Source organism: Streptomyces sp. 35G-GA-8, assembly GCF_023534745.1.
Classification (GTDB): domain Bacteria; phylum Actinomycetota; class Actinomycetes; order Streptomycetales; family Streptomycetaceae; genus Streptomyces.
The window spans coordinates 444625-463564 of sequence record NZ_JAMHJQ010000006.1 but is presented as its reverse complement, the minus strand read 5'-3'; the positions used below and the strand labels follow the sequence as shown (position 1 = coordinate 463564).

General features: G+C 71.3%; 16 protein-coding genes. 6 read left to right on the top strand and 10 right to left on the bottom strand.

The features are described 5' to 3' along the window. Nucleotides 1–9: 9 nt before the first annotated feature. The 5 genes from M1203_RS16210 (at nucleotide 10) to M1203_RS16190 (ending at nucleotide 5308) form a co-directional block, all read left to right on the top strand. Nucleotides 10–1578, top strand: a complete 1569-nt coding sequence (locus M1203_RS16210) for an NAD(P)/FAD-dependent oxidoreductase (RefSeq protein ID WP_249950399.1) — start codon at nucleotides 10–12, stop codon at nucleotides 1576–1578. Between the two features lie 20 nt (nucleotides 1579–1598). Next, nucleotides 1599–3107, top strand: coding sequence for an FAD-binding protein (locus M1203_RS16205; protein WP_249950398.1), 1509 nt, complete (start codon nucleotides 1599–1601; stop codon nucleotides 3105–3107). 86 nt (nucleotides 3108–3193) lie between these two features. Then, nucleotides 3194–3682 (top strand): SRPBCC family protein, encoded by a 489-nt coding sequence (locus M1203_RS16200; RefSeq protein ID WP_249950397.1) that lies wholly within the window; start codon nucleotides 3194–3196, stop codon nucleotides 3680–3682. After that, nucleotides 3679–4527, top strand: coding sequence for an alpha/beta fold hydrolase (locus M1203_RS16195; RefSeq protein ID WP_249950396.1), 849 nt, complete (start codon nucleotides 3679–3681; stop codon nucleotides 4525–4527). The genes M1203_RS16200 and M1203_RS16195 overlap by 4 nt, the downstream gene beginning before the upstream one ends. Before the next feature lie 4 nt (nucleotides 4528–4531). Next, nucleotides 4532–5308, top strand: coding sequence for a 4'-phosphopantetheinyl transferase superfamily protein (locus M1203_RS16190; protein WP_249950395.1), 777 nt, complete (start codon nucleotides 4532–4534; stop codon nucleotides 5306–5308). A 152-nt stretch (nucleotides 5309–5460) separates the two neighbouring features. On the opposite strand, the gene M1203_RS16185 is transcribed toward M1203_RS16190, so the two are convergent. From M1203_RS16185 to M1203_RS16140, 10 genes are all read right to left on the bottom strand, one after another. Then, complete coding sequence (locus M1203_RS16185) at nucleotides 5461–6453, bottom strand: AraC family transcriptional regulator (protein ID WP_249950394.1); 993 nt, start codon at nucleotides 6451–6453, stop codon at nucleotides 5461–5463. 96 nt (nucleotides 6454–6549) lie between these two features. Next, nucleotides 6550–7071, bottom strand: a complete 522-nt coding sequence (locus M1203_RS16180) for a DUF1772 domain-containing protein (RefSeq protein ID WP_249950393.1) — start codon at nucleotides 7069–7071, stop codon at nucleotides 6550–6552. 42 nt (nucleotides 7072–7113) lie between these two features. Further along, the gene (locus M1203_RS16175; protein WP_249950392.1) at nucleotides 7114–7767 is read right to left on the bottom strand and encodes a hemerythrin domain-containing protein; all 654 of its coding nucleotides are present in this window, start codon (nucleotides 7765–7767) and stop codon (nucleotides 7114–7116) included. Between the two features lie 87 nt (nucleotides 7768–7854). Then, a complete protein-coding gene (locus M1203_RS16170) occupies nucleotides 7855–8694 on the bottom strand; it encodes an NAD(P)H-binding protein (RefSeq protein WP_249950391.1) in 840 nt (279 codons plus the stop codon). Between the two features lie 91 nt (nucleotides 8695–8785). Further along, nucleotides 8786–9571: a 3-oxoacyl-ACP reductase FabG gene (gene fabG / locus M1203_RS16165; RefSeq protein ID WP_249950390.1), complete on the bottom strand. Its 786-nt coding sequence runs from the start codon at nucleotides 9569–9571 to the stop codon at nucleotides 8786–8788. Nucleotides 9572–9871: 300 nt separating this feature from the next. Beyond that, nucleotides 9872–10510, bottom strand: coding sequence for a ScbR family autoregulator-binding transcription factor (locus M1203_RS16160; RefSeq protein WP_249950389.1), 639 nt, complete (start codon nucleotides 10508–10510; stop codon nucleotides 9872–9874). Continuing rightward, complete coding sequence (locus M1203_RS16155; protein WP_249950388.1) at nucleotides 10507–11592, bottom strand: PrsW family intramembrane metalloprotease; 1086 nt, start codon at nucleotides 11590–11592, stop codon at nucleotides 10507–10509. The genes M1203_RS16160 and M1203_RS16155 overlap by 4 nt, the downstream gene beginning before the upstream one ends. Next, nucleotides 11589–12191, bottom strand: a complete 603-nt coding sequence (locus M1203_RS16150) for a hypothetical protein (RefSeq protein WP_249950387.1) — start codon at nucleotides 12189–12191, stop codon at nucleotides 11589–11591. Before M1203_RS16150 ends, M1203_RS16155 begins: the two co-directional genes overlap by 4 nt. Nucleotides 12192–12228: 37 nt before the next feature. Further along, nucleotides 12229–12816: a cupin domain-containing protein gene (locus M1203_RS16145; RefSeq protein WP_249950386.1), complete on the bottom strand. Its 588-nt coding sequence runs from the start codon at nucleotides 12814–12816 to the stop codon at nucleotides 12229–12231. 127 nt (nucleotides 12817–12943) lie between these two features. Beyond that, complete coding sequence (locus M1203_RS16140) at nucleotides 12944–14086, bottom strand: type III polyketide synthase (RefSeq protein WP_249950385.1); 1143 nt, start codon at nucleotides 14084–14086, stop codon at nucleotides 12944–12946. 740 nt (nucleotides 14087–14826) lie between these two features. On the opposite strand from M1203_RS16140, the gene M1203_RS16135 reads away from it, so the two are divergent. After that, nucleotides 14827–18792: a bifunctional nitrate reductase/sulfite reductase flavoprotein subunit alpha gene (locus M1203_RS16135; RefSeq protein ID WP_249950525.1), complete on the top strand. Its 3966-nt coding sequence runs from the start codon at nucleotides 14827–14829 to the stop codon at nucleotides 18790–18792. Nucleotides 18793–18940: the final 148 nt, after the last annotated feature.

Here is an 18940-nt window from a genome sequence, read left to right as displayed (position 1 = left end):
GAGGCCGCCGTGACGAGCATTCTCGAACCCGCCCGCGAAGACGGGGTGAGCAACGGTTCGGAACCGGAGCGCCCGTCGGGCCGGGGACCCACCCGTCATCTGCGGGTCGCGGTCATCGGCACCGGTTTCTCGGGCCTGGGAACAGCCATCCGGCTGCTCCAGCAGGGCATCGACGACTTCCTGGTCTTCGAACGGGCCGAGGAGGTGGGCGGCACCTGGCGCGACAACGACTACCCCGGGTGCGCCTGTGACGTCCAGGCCCATCTCTACTCCTTCTCCTTCGCCCGCAACCCGGAGTGGAAGAGCACCTTCGCCAAGCGCGACGAGGTGTACGCGTATCTGCGGGACTGCGCCGACCGCTTCGGGGTGCGCCCGCACATCCGCTTCAACCACGAGCTGATCGCGGCCCGCTGGGACGAGAACACCCGGTGCTGGCACATCGAGACCTCGGGCGGCGAGTACACCGCCCAGGTCCTGGTCACGGGCGCCGGCTATCTCAGTGAGCCGGCCGTCCCCGAGCTGCCGGGGCTCGGTGACTTCGAGGGGAAGGTCTTCCACTCGGCCCGCTGGGACCACGATCACGATCTGACCGGCAGGCGCGTCGCCGTGATCGGTACGGGAGCCTCGGCCATCCAGTTCGTGCCGAAGATCCAGCCCGAGGTCGGGCACCTCGACCTCTACCAGCGCACGCCTCCGTGGGTGGGCCCCAAGAAGGACAAGGAGAACAGCGCCTTCCACACGAAGATGCTGCGCGGCTTCCCCGGCTACCAGGGCTTCCGGCGCAACTTCAACATGTGGGGCCGGGAGGTCCTGGCCTTCGCCTTCGCCCGGCCCAAGGTCGCCGAGAAGGTCCAGAAGATGGCCTCGGACCATCTCAAGAAGAGCGTCGAGGACCCGGCGCTGCGGGAGCGGCTCACCCCCGACTATGTCGTGGCCTGCAAGCGGCTGCTGTTCTCGAACACCTGGTACCCGGCGATCCAGCAGCCGAACGTCGACATCGTCAGCGACTCCATCGACCATGTCCGGGCCACGTCCATCGTCACCAAGGACGGCCGGGAGCGCGAGGTGGACACCATCATCATGGGCACCGGCTTCCTCGCCACGGACCGTCCGATCGCACGGCGGATCTGGGGCCGGGACGGGGTCCAGCTCCGGGAGGCGTGGAGCGAGGGGATGTCCGCGCACCGCGGCACCACCATCGCGGGGTTCCCCAATCTCTTCATGCTGCTCGGCCCGAACACGACGCTGGGTCACTCCTCGCAGACCGTGATGATCGAGTCCCAGATCGCCTACGTCATGGACGCGCTCAAGCAGATGGACAAGCGCGGGCTGTCCAGCGTCGAGGTACGGCCGGAGGCGCAGCGGTCGTACAACGCCACGCTCGACAGGCGCCAGGCGCGCGCGGTCTGGAGCGCCGGCGGCTGCAAGAGCTGGTACCTGGACAGCGCGGGGCGCAACCCGTCGATCTGGCCCACGTACACCTGGCGGTTCCGCAACGGCACCAAGCACTTCGACCTGGGCGAGTACCAGCTCGCCACCACCGTGGGTGCCGGACGACCGGCCGTCAACCACGCATGACGAACGGGAGAACGGACCAGATGAGCACCAACACCCCTTCCCGGCGCAGAGTCCTGGGCGGCATGGCCGCCACCGCCGCGACCGTCGTGGGCTGGAACGTCGCCACGCAGACATGGGCCACCGCGGCCGAGGCGGGCCGCGGCCACGGCGGCAGCGGCAGCGTGTCGCCCGTACCGGCGCTGGACGGCACGCTCAGGACCTCGGCGGCCGACCTCGTGCAGTTCAGCAAGGACTTCGGCAATCTGGTGTCGGACATCACCCCGTGGGCCGTGCTGGTGCCCGGCTCGGTCAACGACATCGTCAAGATGGTCAACTTCGCGCGGGCCAACAACCTGAAGATCGCCGCGAACGGACGCAGCGGCACCGGCGACGATCTCGAGTCGCACTCCAACTACGGCCAGGCGGCGGTCCCGGGCGGTATCTCGATCGACTCGCGCGGTCTGTCGAAGGTCGTCAGCGTCGGCGCGAACACCGCGGTGGTCGAGGCGGGTGTCACCTGGCACCAGCTCACCGAAGCGGCCCTGGCCAAGGGCAAGATGCCGCCGGCCATGCCCGACTACATGCATCTGTCGATCGGCGGCACGATCAGCGTCGGCGGCATCGGCGGCACGGTCGGCAAGTACGGCCTGGCGGTCGACACCATCGAGTCGATCGACATCGTCACGGGCACCGGGCAGCTTCTCACCGCCTCCCCCTCGGTCCGCCCCGACCTGTTCAACGCCGCGCTGGCCGGCGGCGGCCAGGTGGGCATCATCGTCCGCGCCACGGTGAAGATCGTCCCGCCCAAGGAACGGGTGGTCGTCTTCAACCTCGTCTACAACGACGTGGCGACCTACCTCGCGGACGCGGAGAAGGTCCTGGCGGAGGGCCGGTTCGAGGTCCAGGCCGGTGAGCTCCAGCGCAGGCCCGACGACTCGGGCTGGCGTTACAAGATGGAGCTGGGTGCGACCTACACCGGCACCGCTCCCGCCCGGGAGCCGCTGATCGCGGGGCTGCGGGACGTCCGCGCCGAGGCCGTCATCGACGACATGGCGTTCCTCGACTACGTCTACCGGTTCGACGCCTATGTCGAGTACTACAAGGAGGCGGACTACTGGGACCAGCCCAAGCCCTGGCTGAGCCTGTTCCTGCCGGCCTCCAAGGTGAAGCAGTTCCTCCAGATCGCCGAGGCCGACCTGACCGCGAACGACCTGGGCATCGGCTTCGTGCTGACGTACCCGTACCGCACGTCGAAGGTCAAGCGTCCGATGGCGGTGCAGCCGAACGACTCGGTGGGCTACCTCTTCGACCTGCTGCGCTTCCCGCACCCCGGTGAGCCGGACATCGCGGGGATGCTGGAGCAGAACCGGCGGCTGTACGACAAGGCCGTGGCGCTGGGCGCCAAGCGCTATCTGGTCGGTGCCATCCCGCGGATGACCCCCGCGGACTGGAAGAAGCACTTCGGCAACCGCTACTCCGACCTCTGCAACGCCAAGCGGCGTTACGACCCGGCCGGCATCCTCACGCCCGGTCAGGGCTTCTTCGCCTGATCCGGCCCGGCCGCACCGGAGCGGGGCCCTTCCCCGGGCCCCGCTTCCCGGCCTTCCCATCCGCCGCCCCACACAGGGAGACTGGCATGAACGGCTACGACATCATCGACGAGGCGGTGGTCGACGCCCCCGCGGACGTCGTCTGGGACGCGCTCATCGCCGAGTTCCGCGGCGCCGCCCGCTGGTGGGTGCCCGCCAACACCTTCGCGACCGTCTCCGGCGCGCCCGACGTGGTGGGCGGCGAGGTCGGCGTGACGGTCCACACCAAGGGCGTCGACAAGGGCGGGCTCAAGCTCCGCTTCACCGCCCGTACGGTGGCCGTCGTGCCGGGCCGCCGGCTGACCGTCGAGTATGTCGACGGAGTCTTCCGCGGCCCGGCCGGCTTCCGCCTGGAGCCGCTGGACGACGGCCACCGCACTCGCGTCACCATGCACTTCCAGGGGCGCCCGCACGGCAAGCTGAAGCTCCTGTCCAAGGTCGCCGACATCGGCGCCGAGCACTCGAAGGCGACGCTGGCGGCCTTCGTCGCGCTCAACGCGCTGCTGACCCGACCGCTGGCCGGGAGGACGCGGTGAACCCCACGGTGTCGCTCTCCCGCACCGAGGAGACGACGGTACGTACCGATGACGGCGCCGCGCTCGCCGTCACCGTCCTCGCCCCGCTGCGGGCACCGACCGGCACGACCGTCGTCCTCTCGCACGGCTGGGCCGCGGGCCGCCGGGTCTGGGGTACGGTCGCCGACCGGCTGATCCGCTCCGGCCACCGGGTGGTGCTGTACGACCAGCGCGGGCACGGCGCGTCGGGCCTGGGCAAGGAGCCGATCGCCATCCGCCGGTTCGGCGCGGACCTGTCGGCGGTGCTGGGCGAGACCGGTGCGCGCGAAGCGCTCCTGGTCGGACACTCCGGCGGCGGCTTCGCGGCCCTGTCGTACGTCACCGCCGACCCGGCCGCCGCGCGCCGGCTGCGCGGCCTCGTCCTGCTGGGCACCGCCGCGCATGACCAGGACACCCCCGACAGCGAGGTGCGCATGATGGGCAGCGCGCTGTTCTCCCGTGCCCTGCGACGGCCGGCCCTCGGCCGACGGCTGCTGGCCCAGACGATGGGCAAGGGGGTCGACCCGTACGCCCTCGAAGTCAACCGCCAGATGTTCGCGGCGGCTTCCCCGCGGGTACGCGCCGACTGCTTCGCCTCGTCCCGCGGCATGGATCTGCGCGCGGCCCTGGCCACCGTCGAGGTGCCCGCCGTGGTACTCGCGGGCGAGCACGACCGGGTCGTCAAGCCGGAGCTCGGCGACGCGCTCGCCAAGGCGCTGCCCGACGCGCGGTTCGAACGCCTTCCCGGCGCCGGTCATATGCTGCCGCTGGAGCGGCCGGCGGAGATCGTACGCGCGGTGTCGGGCCTCATCGACCGCCCTCGCTGAGACCGTGATCGAGGAGATTCTGCCCCCGGGCGTCAGATCGGCCGAAGCGTTCGACGATCTGGCGCCCGCGCCGCTGTTCCCCGAGGAGGCGGCGCTGATGGCGGGCCGACGGCAGCGCAGGCGCGCGCAGTTCGCCACGGCCCGCGCCTGCGCGCGCCGCGCCCTGGCCGAACTGGGCCTGCCGCCCGCGCCCATCCTGCCCGGCGCGGGCGGGGCGCCGCAGTGGCCGGACGGGGTGGTCGGCAGCATCACCCACTGCGACGGCTACCGGGCGGCGGTGGCGGCCAGAGCGACCGACGTGTCCGCGCTGGGCATCGACGCGGAGCCGGCGGGGCCGCTGCCGCGCGGGGTACTGGGCCTGATCTCCTCCCCCACGGAACGCGCGGCGCTGGAACGGCTGGGCGCGGAGGCGCCCGGGGTGTGCTGGGACCGCCTGCTGTTCTCCGCGAAGGAGTCGGTCTACAAGGCGTGGTATCCGGCCACGGGGCTGTGGCTCGGCTTCAGGGATGCGGAGGTCCGCCTCGCCCCGACGGGCACGTTCACGGCAACGCTGCGGCCGGCGAGGGCTTTGGGGTTCGAGGGACGGTGGCTGCGGCGAGCGGATCTCGTCCTGACCATGGTGGGTGTCGGGGATGCGTTTCGGCAGGGGCCGGTTTCCGGGTGCGGGTTGTCGCCGGGGTGCGGTGCGCCTCCGGCGGGGTGCGGGTGCGTGGCCGGGTGTGCCCACCGGGGGGAGGGGGTCGGGGTCGTAGGAGGTGCGTGTCCGGACACTAAAGCGTGATTTGTGGCGCGCGACCGCCCGAACCAACGACAGGCCAGAACCGCGCCGTAAATCATGCCGTCCGGACATGTACCTCCGGAGACCCCGGCCCCCGGCCGACGACGACGAGACCGCGACCCGCAACCCCGCCGGACGGCGGGACGCGCCCGGTCCTAACGGTCCAGGACCACCGTCTGCCTCACCGCCCCCTGACGCTCCACCGCCTCCCCCCGCCCGCCCTTCCGGAACTCCTGCGGACTCAGCCCCCGCACCCGCTTGAACGCCGCGCTCAGCGCGAACGCCCCGCTGTACCCCACCCGCCGCGCCACCGTCGCCACCGTCGCGTCCGGCTCGCGCAGCAGGTCCGCCGCGAGGGTGAGCCGCCACTCCGTGAGGTACGCCATCGGCGGCTCGCCGACGAGTGTCGTGAAGTGCCGGGCCAGACCCGCGCGGGAGACGCCGACGTTGTCCGCGAGCGAGGCCACCGTCCACGCCTTGCCCGGCTGTTCGTGCAGCAGTCGCAGGGCGGGGCCGACCACCGGGTCGCTCTGGGCGCGGTACCAGGCGGGCGCGCCGGACTCGGGGATCGCGAGCCAGGTGCGCAGGACGCTGACGAGGAGCAGGTCGAGCAGCCGGTCGAGGACCAGCTCCTGGCCGATCTCGTCCTTGCCGATCTCGTCCGCGAGGATGCGTACCAGCGGGTTGTCACCCGCTTCCGCCGGGCGCACGAGCAGTACGGGGAGCGCCGCCAGCAGTCGGCGGCCGATCTCGCTGGGGGCCTGGTACGTACCGCTGAGCATGACCGAGGAGCCGGCCCGGCTGTCGTCGCCCCAGGTCCGTACGCCCAGGGCCATCGTGTCGGTGACGTCCTCGCCCTCGGTGGTGTTGCAGCGTTGTTCGGGGCCCACGACGATCTGGACGGGGGTGTCGGGCCGGTCCGCGATGGTGTACGCGTCGGGTCCGCGCATCACGGCGACGTCTCCGGGGCAGAGCCGGACCGGTCGGCCGTTGTCGGGGAGTACCCAGGCGTCGCCGCGGACCATCGTGACGACGGAGATGGGCGCCCGGTCCTCGACCCGCAGGGACCACGGTGGGCTGAAGACCGACTTGAGCAGGAACGCGCCGCGGGCCTTGGGACCTTCGAGCAGACCGGTCAGTGTGTCCATGTCATCACCTGATTCGTGTCAGGGTGGGGGCGCCCGCCCTCCCCGCGGGGGAACGAGTTGAGAGGGCGGACGCGGTACTGGGGGGGGCAGGAGACGTCAGAGCGGCCGGGCCGCTCCCCTGCCGTGCAGGACCAGGGCGCGGCCGAGGGCGCCGAGGGCCGCCGTGCAGGCCAGGGTCCTGACGACGTTGGCCGAGGTCCACGGTCGTTCGAAGCGGCCGCGTACCACGCCCACGTCGGTGGTGCTGCCCACTGATACGGCGCGGGCCAGCATCCTGTTCAGCGGAACGTTGACGCAGGCGGTGATCGCGACCGACAGGGCGTAGAGGGCGAAGGCGGTCCGGGTCCAGCGTGCGGCGTCCGGCCTGCCCAGGCGCCGTTGGAGTACGGCGGCGACGCCCGTGGCGAGGAACACCCCGACGAACAGCAGGCCGAACAGGGCGCTGTTGTCGATGATCCGGTTGATGTTGCCCATCACGGTGACGAACGTACGGTCGTCGGCGGCGGCGAGTCCCGGCATGACCGAGACGTCGAAGGCGAGGTAGAGCCCCGCCATCAGCCCGGTGCCGATGGTGGCGGCGGCGAGCACGGGGCCGGCGACTGCTTGAGCGGTCTGCATCGGGGCTTCCTCATCCGGTCGGGCGGTCACAGGGCGGGCGGGTCAGCGGGGGCGGGTCACGCCGGTGAGGGTCCGTTCGTACCGTCGGCGCAGCACCGTATTGCCGATCAGCCGCACGGGCGGCGGGATGGTGGCGGCGACGTGCGCCACCGACCGCTTGTCCGCGCCGTCGAACATCCAGGGCTGGAGGCGGGTGATGACGGTGAACGGGGCACTGGCGATCACCTTCCGCTCGACGGCGAGGTATTCGTCCGGGGAGAGCCGGGCGAAGACGGGGAACGAGACGGTCTCCTCGTCCCGCAGATGATCGCGGAGCACGGACTCGAAGCGGGTGGCCGCGGGGGCGACGGCGGCGGGGTTCGCGCCGGGCCGCAGTGCGGCCGTGACCGCTTCCATGGCGCGGTCGAGCACGGCGTGGTCGTCACCGAGCCGCCGCGCCTCGGCGGTGAACTGCGGTGCCCTGCTGAGCAGTCCCGGCCAGAGCACCTCGTCCTCGCTGTGGTGGTGCCAGTCGATGATGTCGCGCAACTGCCGCCACCACGCGGCGGCGGCGCCGAGCCCGGCCGGAGTCAGGACGGGCGCGGCGGCGAGCAGCCGGCGGGCGTCCCGGCGCATCGCGATGTGCATCAGCGCGAATCCATGGAAGTGACCGGGCAGGGACGCGAGTCCGTACTCGCTGGACATGGGGATACTCATGGCGGCCTCCTCGCCGATGGTGCGTCGGGCGCCACCGGCGCGGGGTCGTCCGCGTACCGGTGGCGCCCGGCCGTTCGCCGTGCGTGATCAGACGTTCCAGACGCCGCTGGCGGCGGCCTCTCGGGCGAAGTCGGAGAAGTCGCGGGGCTTGCGGCCGAGGGCTTCCTCCACTCCGTGCACCAGGAACGCGTTGCGGCCGTCGAGGATCAGCCCGAACAGGTCGGCGAACTCGACCGGCTGCCCGTGCTCCGCGAGCGCGGCGCGGTAGTCGTCGATCGAGACCGGGATATAGCTGATGTCTCGGCCGGTGGCCTTGGACAGCTCGGCGGCGACGTCCTGGAAGCTGAGCAGCCGGGGGCCGGACAGTTCATAGGTCTTGCCGATGTGCTGGTCCCCGGTCAGCGCGGCGACGGCCACATCGGCGATGTCGTCGGTGTCCACGAAGGGCTCGACGGCGTCACCGGTCGGCAGCGCCAGCTCCCCGGCGAGTACGGGGTCGAGGAAGAAGCTCTCGTTGAAGTTCTGGTTGAACCAGCTGGCCCGGACCACGGTCCAGTCGGCGCCGGACTCCTTCATCTTCTCCTCGGCGACCTGGGCGCCCTCCTCGCCGCGGCCGGAGAGCAGCACCAGACGGCGGGCGCCGTGGGCGACGGCGAACGCGGAGAACTCGCCGACGACCTCGGCGGCCCCGGGGAAACCGAGGTCGGGGTAGTAGGTGATGTATACGGCCGAGATGCCCTCCAGCGCGCCCTCCCAGGTGGCCCGGTCCTCCCATACGAAGGGACGGTCGGCGGTGCGCGAACCGATGCGTACCGGAAGGCCCTTGCCGGCGAGTCGCTCCGCGACCTTCCGTCCGGTCTTGCCTGTGCCACCGATGACGAGCGTCGTCTTCGTCTCCGACTGGGCGTTCTGCGTGGTCTGTGTCATGAGTACAGTCAAGTCCACTCCGGTGAGACGGAACATAGCCACGAAGCTCAGTTCCATACGCGTACGTCTACGGTCGCGTCGCGGAAGCGGCTCAGGAGTAGCCCATGCCGCCGCAGACGTTGATCGCCTGCGCGGTGATCGAGGCGGCGCTGGGGGTCGTGAGATAGCCGACCAGACCCGCCACCTCCTCCGGGGTGGAGTAGCGGCCGAGCGGGATCTTCGCCTCGAACTGCTCCTGGACGAAGTCCTCGGTGGTGCCCCAGGCCGCGGCGTATCCCTGGCGGACCCGCTCGGCGGTCGGGGTCTCCACGTACCCCGGGCAGACCGCGTTCACGGTGATGCCGAGGGGCGCCAGCTCCTTGCCGAGGGACCTGGTGAAGCCGACGACGCCGTGCTTGGAGGCGGAGTAGGGGGCTCCCATCAGGACGCCCTGCTTCCCGGCGGTCGAGGCGATGTTGATGATGCGTCCGTAACCCGACTCCAGCAGGCCGCCGTTGGCCAGGGCCTCGCGGGTCAGCAGGAACACTCCGTTGAGGTTGGTGTCCATCACGTCGTACCAGAGCTCGTCGGTTATCTCCGCGGTGGGGCCGCCGCCGCCCCGGCCCGCGTTGTTGACCAGGATGTTCAGCGGGCCGAACTGCTCGATGACGGTTGCCACCAGCGCGGACACCGACGCGCGGTCCCGGACGTCGGCGACCGCGCCCTCGGCCTCCATCCCCTCCGCGCGTAGATCCTCGACCGTCTGCTTGACCTCCTGCGCCGTGCGCGCGCAGATGAAGACCCGGTGACCCCGGCCACCGAGCTCCCGTGCCACCCCGAGCCCGATTCCCCGTGTCGCGCCTGTGATCAGGGCCACCGGATTTCTCGGGGCCTTCATCGGTCTTTCCTGGTTCGCAGCGACCCCAGAACCTGAATCTCCACGTTTTTCCTCCACACCTCGTCGAATCCCCGCCGAATGACTCTTCGACGCCAGGCATGTTAGTCCCGTGCGGGCCTCACTTCTTGAATTCTTGAGTAACCGTCGAGCACATCTCCCACGCCTCCATTTACCGGGCATGGCGGAGGAATTGGGGTACGCGACAACCGCCGAAAAGCGCGGTGGAGCAACGCCGTGCGAACCATGGGGAAATTCCGGGCCCCGCTCGGCGGGTGCGCGCGGCGCGCGCTCCCGTACGGCTCAGGAGCCGCTTGACGACCGAAGAGCGCGGACGGCCTCGACGCGCGCGCCCCGGTCGGGTGCCACGTCCAGTTCGAGCAGCAGGCGCGGCATCACCACGCTGGGCAGCAGATGCGCCCACATCACCGACATCCGGCGCTCCACATCACGGCGGCCCGTCACGGCGCGGGCGTAGAGCTGGATCCCCGCCCAGGCGCTGACCACCAGTTCGGCCGTCTCCCGGGGCACGGCATACGGCAGCAGCTCGCCCCGCTCACCCGCCCGCAGCAGCAGGTCCTCGCTCAGCCCCGCCCACACCGGGAAGGGGCTGGCCTCGGAGAAGTCGATCGACCCCGGCTCCAGGGCAAGCCGGAGACCGGCCCTGACGATCGGGTCGTGCAGCGAGCGGTACGCGACGGCCATCGTCATGTCGATCAGCTCCTGGACAGGGGAGTCCGCCGGTTCCACGGCGAGATCCCCGGTCACCTCGCGCAGCACGCCCCGCGCCAGCTCCTCCTTGGACGAGAAGTGGGAGTGGAGGGCGCCCTTGGTCGTCCCGGAGCGTGCCATGATCTCCGAGACCGTCGCGGCGTCGTAGCCGCACCGCTCGAAGACGGAGGCCGCGGCTGCCAGGATCGCCGCGCGTCTTCCGGCTGTCACCGGCTTCCCCGTCGCTCAGTGTCGGGGGTATCCGCCGAACAGGGCGGTCCGTCCGTTCCGGCCGCGTACTCCTCGACCACCGCGAGGTGACGGGCGGCCCGCAGGCCCGCGACCGGGCGGCGGGCCAGGGGCAGCCGGCGCAGGGCTCGCCTGCGCGAGTGGCGCGTGAGCAGTTCGATGGAGAACGGGGACTCCGGCGAGAGCAGGAAGGCGCGGGCCCGGCGCCGCGCGCGGCGCCGCAGGACGACATAGAACCCCACGGCGACAAGGAAGTTGACGGCCACCTTGACGGCGAGGCCCGCGGTGGAGCCGAGCAGGGGGGAGTCGAAGAACCAGTGCATCGCCATGGCGGTGAGCAGACAGAGTGCCGCCGGCAGGAGCCGTCGGCGCACCGGCCGCTCCGTGTGGGCGAGCAGGACGCCGACGCCCGTCCCCGAGACGGCGGTCATCGCCCAGTGCGAGCCGAGACCCGTCAGCCCGACCCGGGTGACGAAGGACTGGAGGACGTCGTTGTCCGCGTTCACTCCCCCACCGCTGAGGATGGAGTTCATCGCATAGGTCCAGTTCTCCATGACCTGGAAGCCCAGTCCGGTGAAGGCCCCGAGGAAGAAACCGTCGAGCGGGCCGCGCACCAACTGCCGTGCGCCGAGGGCGATCAGCGCGACGCCGGACACCTTGAGCAGTTCCTCGTTGAGCGGGGCGGTGAGCGCGGCGCCCCACCGCGAGCCGAAGTCGATGCCGGCCGCCTTGAACCAGATCCCCTGGAGCCCGCCGTTGGCCACGATCGCGCAGCCCGTCGCCGCGGTGGCCCCCCAGGCGACCCCGCTCCACGCCCAGCCGCGCGGCGGCGCCTGGAAGGGGCGTACGCGTCTCAGGACGGCGACCCCGATCCCCAGCGTGACCAGCAGCAACACGAAGGCCAGCAGCGCCGAACCGGGGAACACCCGGATGGCCGGGGCGAATTCGAGGACGAGCAGCGCGAGACCGAGAGCGCACAGGACACCGCACAGCCAGCCCACCGGCCGCCGCCGGACGGAGCCGCGCAGTCCGGCGTACGCGGAGGCCACGGCCGACGTCGTCATGGCGCCTTCCCGGGGAAGGCGACGGACCGGACCATCGCCGCGGCGTCCGCCGAGACACGCGGATCCGCGTCCGGCCCGGCCAGTACGGTGATCTCGACCGCGTAGGACATGTCGGGCGGCAGCCAGACTGTGGCCGTGCCCGTACGCCCCCCACGGGTCAGTGTGCCCGTCTCGCCCTGCGCTCCCCCGGCGCTGACGACGGGCTGCGGGGCGCCGAGCCTGGCGTTCTCGTCACCGACCGACTGGAGCTTGCGCAGTCCCTCCCACAGCTCCTCGGCCTCACGGGGCGCGGTGAGGGCGACATAGCCGGCGACCAGATCGACGCCGTCGCGGGTCAGTACGTATATCGAGTCCGGATCGCTCTCCGCCTTGCTGAGCGCCCAGCCCGCGCCGGTCACCCGCAGCACCGCGATGTCGTCATCGGGCCCCAGCTCCAGCAGCGTGCCGTCCGGCAGCCGCTCGTGGTCGTTCAGCGCCCGGCCGATCAGTGGCCAGCCCGCGGTCAGAGCGGCCATGACGAGCAGGACGCCGATGACCGACGACCGGGCCCGCCGGGAGGTTCGCCGCGGTGGGCGCCTGATGTCCGATGCGGAGTCCATCCCCCTACGGTCAGTCAGGTGCCGCGTTCACGCAGCGTCAGTGACTCATACGAGTGGCCCCGGAACCGGCGCCCACGTCACCGCCGGGGCGGCCCTGCGCGTCGTGGCGCAGCGGGGTGAGCTGCTCGATGTCGTAGCGCAGCCGGAGATCGGCGATGGCGGCGGGATCGGGCGTTCCGCCGTCCTTGAGGATGTCGAGCAGTTCCTCGAAGTAGCGCTCATGGTCGGCGGGCGGGGACGACTGGAAGAACATCTTGGCCGGGCCGTCGCCCCGGTTGGCGAACGCGTGCGGGCAGCCGGGGGGCACGACGATGACGGTACCCGGTGTGGCCCGTACCGACTTCAGCCCCGACGCGGACTCCCAGTGCCGCCAGTCCTCGCTGAGCACCCGCGGTTCGAAGGCCAGCACGTCCAGCTCACCGTCGAGGATGTAGAACAGCTCCTCGCTGTGGGTGTGCCGGTGGGCGCCGACGTCGAAGCCGGGCGGCACGACGACCTCGAAGCTGGAGGAGACCCGGGAGTGCTCGCCGGTGACCTTGAAGGTCACCTGCTGCGCCTCGGTGAGGATGGTGGTGCCCCCGCCCGGAGGGACGATGAGCCCCTCGGCCTGGGTCAGCTGGGTCATGCGGCGCTCCGTGACGGTGGGGGTGGTGGTCGTACGGCGGTGCGGTGGCGCGGGGCCGTTCGGGTGACACCGGCCCGCGCGCCCGTGGGATCGGCGCTACTTTCGCAACGCGACCTAGCCGCCGTCGTCATCTCACCGGTTCGCTCACGGGCGACGGCCCGCTTTCGCGCTCCAGTCTTTCCACGAGCCGGCCCCCGGTCATCGCGGTGTCGAAGGATGCGCCGGTGCTCGTCCAGCGTCCCAGCGCCATCTCCGCGGTGATGCCGGGCCCGAAGCCGGCGACGATACCGCGCGCGCCGTCGGCCACGCCGCCCTCGTCGAAGAGCCGGCGCACGGCGTCGAGGACGACGGCGCTGGCGATGTTGCCGTACTCGGTGAGCGTGCCCCGGCTGAACCGGAATGCCTCCGGCGGCACTTCGAGGAAGTGGCTGAGGTCGTCCAGGATGCGCGGGCCGCCCGCGTGGATGATGTAAAAATCGAGCCCGGTGGCGTCCCAGCCGTGCTGGTCGGCGATCGTCCGCAGGGCGGGCGCCAGCGGCTCCATGGTGGTGGGCACCCGCTTGTCCAGCAGGAAGTGGAAGCCGGTGGCCCGGACGCTGTAGGCGATCCAGTCGATGGTGTCGGGTACGAGGTGGGAGCCGTTGCGCTCCAGCGCGATCCCGGTGCCGCCCTCGCCGCGTACGACGGCGGCGGCGACCGCGTCGCCGAACAGCCCGTTGGACAGCAGTGATCCGACCCCGAGGTCGGTCGGCTGGTAGCAGAGCGAGCAGAACTCGCAGGCGACGATGAGTACGTTGGCGCCGGGGTACGAGCGGCAGAAGTCGTGCGCCCTGTTGATGGCCGCGCCGCCCGCGGCGCAGCCGAGTTGGGCGATCGGGAGCTGCCTGGTGTGGCCGGGGAAACCCATGGTGTTGATCAGCCAGGCGGTCAGTGACGGCATCATGAAGCCGGTGCAGGAAACATAGACGATCATGTCGATGTCCGCCGGGCGCAGCTCGGCGTGGTCGAGGGCGCGCTCGACCACTTCGGGCACGCGTGCCTTCGCCTCCGCCTCGTACAGCATGTTCCGGTCTTCGAAGCCGGGATGCCGGAGCGTGTCCTCGATCGGCTGGACGATATGCCGTTTGGCCACTCCGGTGTTCCGGATGAGCCGCAGTGCCAGGGGCAGTTGAGGATGGTCCGCGTGCAGCGAGCGCGCGAGAGCGAGTGTGTCCTCCATGGTGATCACATACTGGGGAACCGAGACCGCGGGTTTACACAGAGTCGCCACGACGCTCTCTCTCCTTCATCCGTGTTCGCTGTGAACTGCGGCCCACACTCACCGGTGGTCCCCCGCCCCGCAACCCGGGACGGGGGCGCGGAAGGAGGCGGTGACGGCTGCCCGGAAGGGTACGGCGCGGGATCCGAAGAACCTCCGGGGCTCGCGCGACGACTACGGAACGTGACCCGGGGGGCCGGACCGTCTCGTCCATCCGGGTGAACCCCGCCGATGTCGGGCACCCCGGGCGGCCCACCTGATCGGTGACTCGCTGTGTTCCCGACGTGACCGCGACATGTTCTGACAAGTCACTGATTGTCAGTCCTGTCGTCGTGGTCATCAACCGCCATGAACGGGGTTCGAACGGCCCCCTCGCGTCCGGCGGACCCTGTCCAGGAAGCCGTCGAGCGTACGCCCGTTCGGGTCGTGCGATGAGCGGAGTCCGCCGCCCCGTCGTAGGAGCGCGTGAACACGTACCGCGACGGCCGGCCGAGTCGCGGCCGTTCGCGCACCGCGGATCCGCAAGTTCCGTCGCGGACCGGGGAATCCGGCGGACACCTCTCGCGAACCCCCTCGGACGCGTGGCTCCTCACGCCCCGGTCCCGACGGGTGTGTGGCGGGTGTAACCGGGTGCGATCACCCGGCGTGACATCCGGGTAACGAGGGCTACGTACCGTCAGGGCCCGACCGTCCGACCACGAAGGGGCATCCACGTGACCGCACCGGATCAGCGGGCCGACGCCGTCGCCAAGGTGCGCACCGTCTGCTCGTACTGCGGTGTCGGCTGCGGGCTCGTCCTCGATGTCGCGACGGACTCCGACGGCCGCAGGAGCGTGGTCAGGGCGGCCGGTGACACCGCGCACCCCGCCAACGCGGGCCGGCTCTGCACCAAGGGCGCGACCAGCGCCGAGATGCTCGCCGCCCCCGGACGGCTGACGAGTGCGCTGGTACGGCCGGAGCGCGGCGGCGAACTCACGCCGTCGGCGATGGATACGGCGATCAAGGAGACCGCGCGCCGGCTGCGCGCGATCGTCGACGAACACGGCCCGGACGCCCTGGCCCTCTATGTCTCCGGGCAAATGACCCTGGAGGCCCAGTATCTGGCCAACAAGCTGGCGAAGGGGTTCGTCCGTACCCGTTGGATCGAGTCCAACTCCCGGCTGTGCATGGCGAGCGCGGGCAGCGGTTACAAACTGTCGCTCGGCGCGGACGGACCACCTGGTTCCTACCAGGACTTCGACCACGCCGATGTCTTCCTCGTCATCGGCTCCAACATGGCCGACTGCCACCCGGTCCTCTTCCTGCGGCTCATGGAGCGGGTCAGGGCGGGCGCGAAGCTGATCGTGGTCGACCCGCGCCGCACCGCCACCGCGGCAAGGGCCGATCTGTTCCTGCCGGTCAGACCGGGGACGGATCTGGCGCTGCTCAATGGGCTGCTGCGGCTGCTGGTCGACAACGGCCACACCGACCCGGGGTTCATCGCCGAGCACACCGAGGGCTGGGAGGCGATACCCACGTTCCTCCGGGACTATCCGCCCGCCGCGGTCGCGGAGATCACCGGTGTCCCGGAGGAGGACCTGCGCCGGGCCGCCGAGTGGATCGGCGGCGCGGGCGAGTGGATGAGCTGCTGGACCATGGGCCTGAACCAGAGCACACACGGCACCTGGAACACCAACGCGCTGGTCAATCTGCATCTGGCGACCGGCGCCATCTGCCGCCCCGGCAGCGGCCCGTTCTCTCTCACGGGCCAGCCCAACGCCATGGGCGGCCGGGAGATGGGCTATCTGGGTCCGGGACTGCCGGGGCAGCGGTCGCTTCTCGTGGCCGAGGAGCGGACCTTCGTCGAGGAGCTGTGGGGCATCGAGCCCGGCGCGCTGCGGGCGGACGTGTCGGGCGCGCGACGGCCGGGCGAGGACGGGTCCGGCGCGGGCCGGTCCGCCGAGGGCACCGTGGAGATGTTCCGGCGGATGGCGGACGGTGAAATCAAGGCGTGCTGGATCATCTGCACCAACCCCGTCGCGTCCGTGGCCAACCGCACGACCGTCATTGAAGGGCTGGCCGCCGCGGAACTCGTCGTCACCCAGGACGTCTTCACCCACACCGAGACCAACGCGCACGCCGATGTCGTCCTGCCGGCCGCGCTGTGGTCGGAGGCGGAGGGCGTATTCGTCAACTCGGAGCGCACGCTGACGCTCAGCGCGCGAGCGGCCGACCCGCCGGGCGAGGCCTGGCCGGACTGGCGGATCATCGCCCGGATCGCCTGCGAGATGGGCTACGAGGACGCGTTCGGCTACAGCTGTGCCGAGGAGATCTTCGACGAGATCACGCGCGCCTGGAACCCGAGGACCGGCTACGACCTGCGCGGGGTGACCTATGAGCGGCTGCGCCGTACCCCCGTGCAGTGGCCCAGCGCGTCTCCGGCCGGACCCGAACGCAACCCGGTCCGCTATCTCAACGACGGTGTCAGCCAGACGCTGATCGAACGGGCGGACGGCACCAGGCCCCGGCTGGCCTTCCCCACGGCCACCGGCCGCGCCGTGTTCTTCCCGCGCCCGTACCTTCCGGCGGCCGAGCTGCCCGACGCCGCGTTCCCGTTCATCCTCAACACCGGCCGTCTCCAGCACCAGTGGCACACGCTCACCAAGACCGGGAAGGTCGCCAAGCTCAACCGGCTCGCGCCCGGTCCCTTCGTGGAGATCCACCCTCAGGACGCGCGGGTGCTGGGGGTCGAGGAGGGCGACTCGGTCGAGGTGGCGTCCCGGCGGGGCCGGGCGGTGCTGCCCGCCGTCGTGACCGACCGGGTCCGGCAGGGGGAGTGCTTCGCGCCCTTCCACTGGAACGATCTGTTCGGCGCGGATCTGAGCGTCAACGCCCTCACCAACGACGCGGTCGATCCGGTCTCGTTCCAGCCCGAGTTCAAGGTGAGCGCGGTATCCCTCGTCAGGCTCGCGGCGCCCTCCTCGCGCCGGGAGTCCGCGTCCGCGTCCGGCGTGCTCGCGGACACCGGCGCCACGCTCGGAGACACGACGCCCGGACACTCCGGGCCCGGCCGCGAGATCGTCGTCCTGTGGGCCTCACAGACCGGGAACGCCGAGGAGATCGCCGCGTCGGCCGCACGGCGACTGACCGACGACGGCCGGGCGCCGAGACTCCTCGCCATGGACGACATCACGCCCGAGGCGCTGCCGCGCGCCGCCGATCTGCTCCTCGTCACCAGCACCTTCGGTGATGGCGAGGCACCCGACAACGGCGCCCGGTTCTGGCAGACCCTCGGCGGGCCCGGCGTACCGCGGCTGGACGGTGTGCGGTACGCCGTCCTCGCCCTCGGCGACTCCTCGTACGCCGATTTCTGCGGCCACGGCCGACGACTCGACGAGCGGTTCGACGAGTTGGGCGCGGTCCGGCTGGCCCCGCGCACCGACTGCGAGCCGGAGTACGAGCGATCCGCCGGTCAGTGGCTCGATCAGATGGCCACCGCTCTGCGTGCCCCGGCGGAAGGGGAACCGGCCACCGCGCCGGACGGAGCGCCCGCCGTACGCGCCACCGCCCCGGCCCCCGGTCCCCTTCCCGCCGACAGCCGCCCCTCCGAGGCGTCCCCGGCTCTCGCGCGGCTGACCGACAACCGCCTGCTGAGCCTTCCCGGCTCCGCGAAGGAGGTACGCGAGTTCACCCTCGACACCTATGACGCGTACGACCGCGCCGCCCCTCTCCTCTCCTATGAGGCCGGGGACGCCCTCGGTGTGCGGCCGCTGAACTGCCCCGGTCTGGTGGCGGAATGGCTGGACGTCACCGGTCTCGACCCCACCGTCACGGTGGAGGTGCCGGAAGCCGGTCCGGTGCCGCTGCGCGACGCCCTGCACCGCCATCTGGACATCACCGCGATCACCCCCGCTCTGCTCCGCCTCGTCGCCGAGCGCGGTCGCGACCGTACCGTCAGAAAGCTCCTGCGCCCGGACAACAAGGGCGAGCTGGCGCAGTGGACTTGGGGCAGGCAGGCGGTCGATGTCCTCGCCGAGCACCCCGTCCGGGCCACCGCGGATGAGTGGACGACGGTCCTCAGACGCCTTCGGCCGCGTCTCTACTCCATCTCGTCCAGCCCGTTGACGGACCCCGGGCGCATCCGGCTGACGGTCTCCGTGGTCCGGTACGAGAACCGTCAGGGCCGCGCGCGCAAGGGTGTCGCCTCCGGCTTCCTGGCCGACGCCCCGTCCGGCGGCGCCGTACCGGTGTATGTGCGACGTGCCGCCCGCTTCCGCCCGCCTGCCGACCCCGCGACCCCCATGGTGATGGTGGGTCCCGGCACCGGCGTCGCGCCCTTCCTCGGCTTCCTCGAAGAACGGCGGGCCCGCGGCCATCGGGCCCCCAACTGGCTCTTCTTCGGCGAGCAGCGCCGCGCCACCGACTTCTACTACCGGGACGAACTCGACGCGCTGCGCGGGGACGGCACGCTGACCCGGCTGGACACCGCCTTCTCCCGCGACCAGCGCGTCAAGGTCTACGTCCAGGACCGTATGCGCGAGCACGGCGCCAGGCTCTGGGCCTGGCTCCAGGAGGGCGCCCATTTCTATGTCTGCGGCGACGCCTCCCGGATGGCCAAGGATGTCGACCGCGCGCTGCGCGACATCGCCGCCGCCCATGGCGGGCTGGACGAGGAGACGGCCGGGGCGTACGTCCAGCAGCTCGCCGCCGACCGGCGCTACGTCCGCGACGTGTACTGACACCCGGCCCGGCGCCGCGCCAGGACATCGGGCGCCCGCGCGCCGGCCGATGCCCGTGTCCTCCTCGGTGAGTGGGTCGTTTGCCCAGCGGAGGAAACGACTTTGGTGATGCCTCACATGCGTGAACGTGCTCCGTCGGTGGATGCCC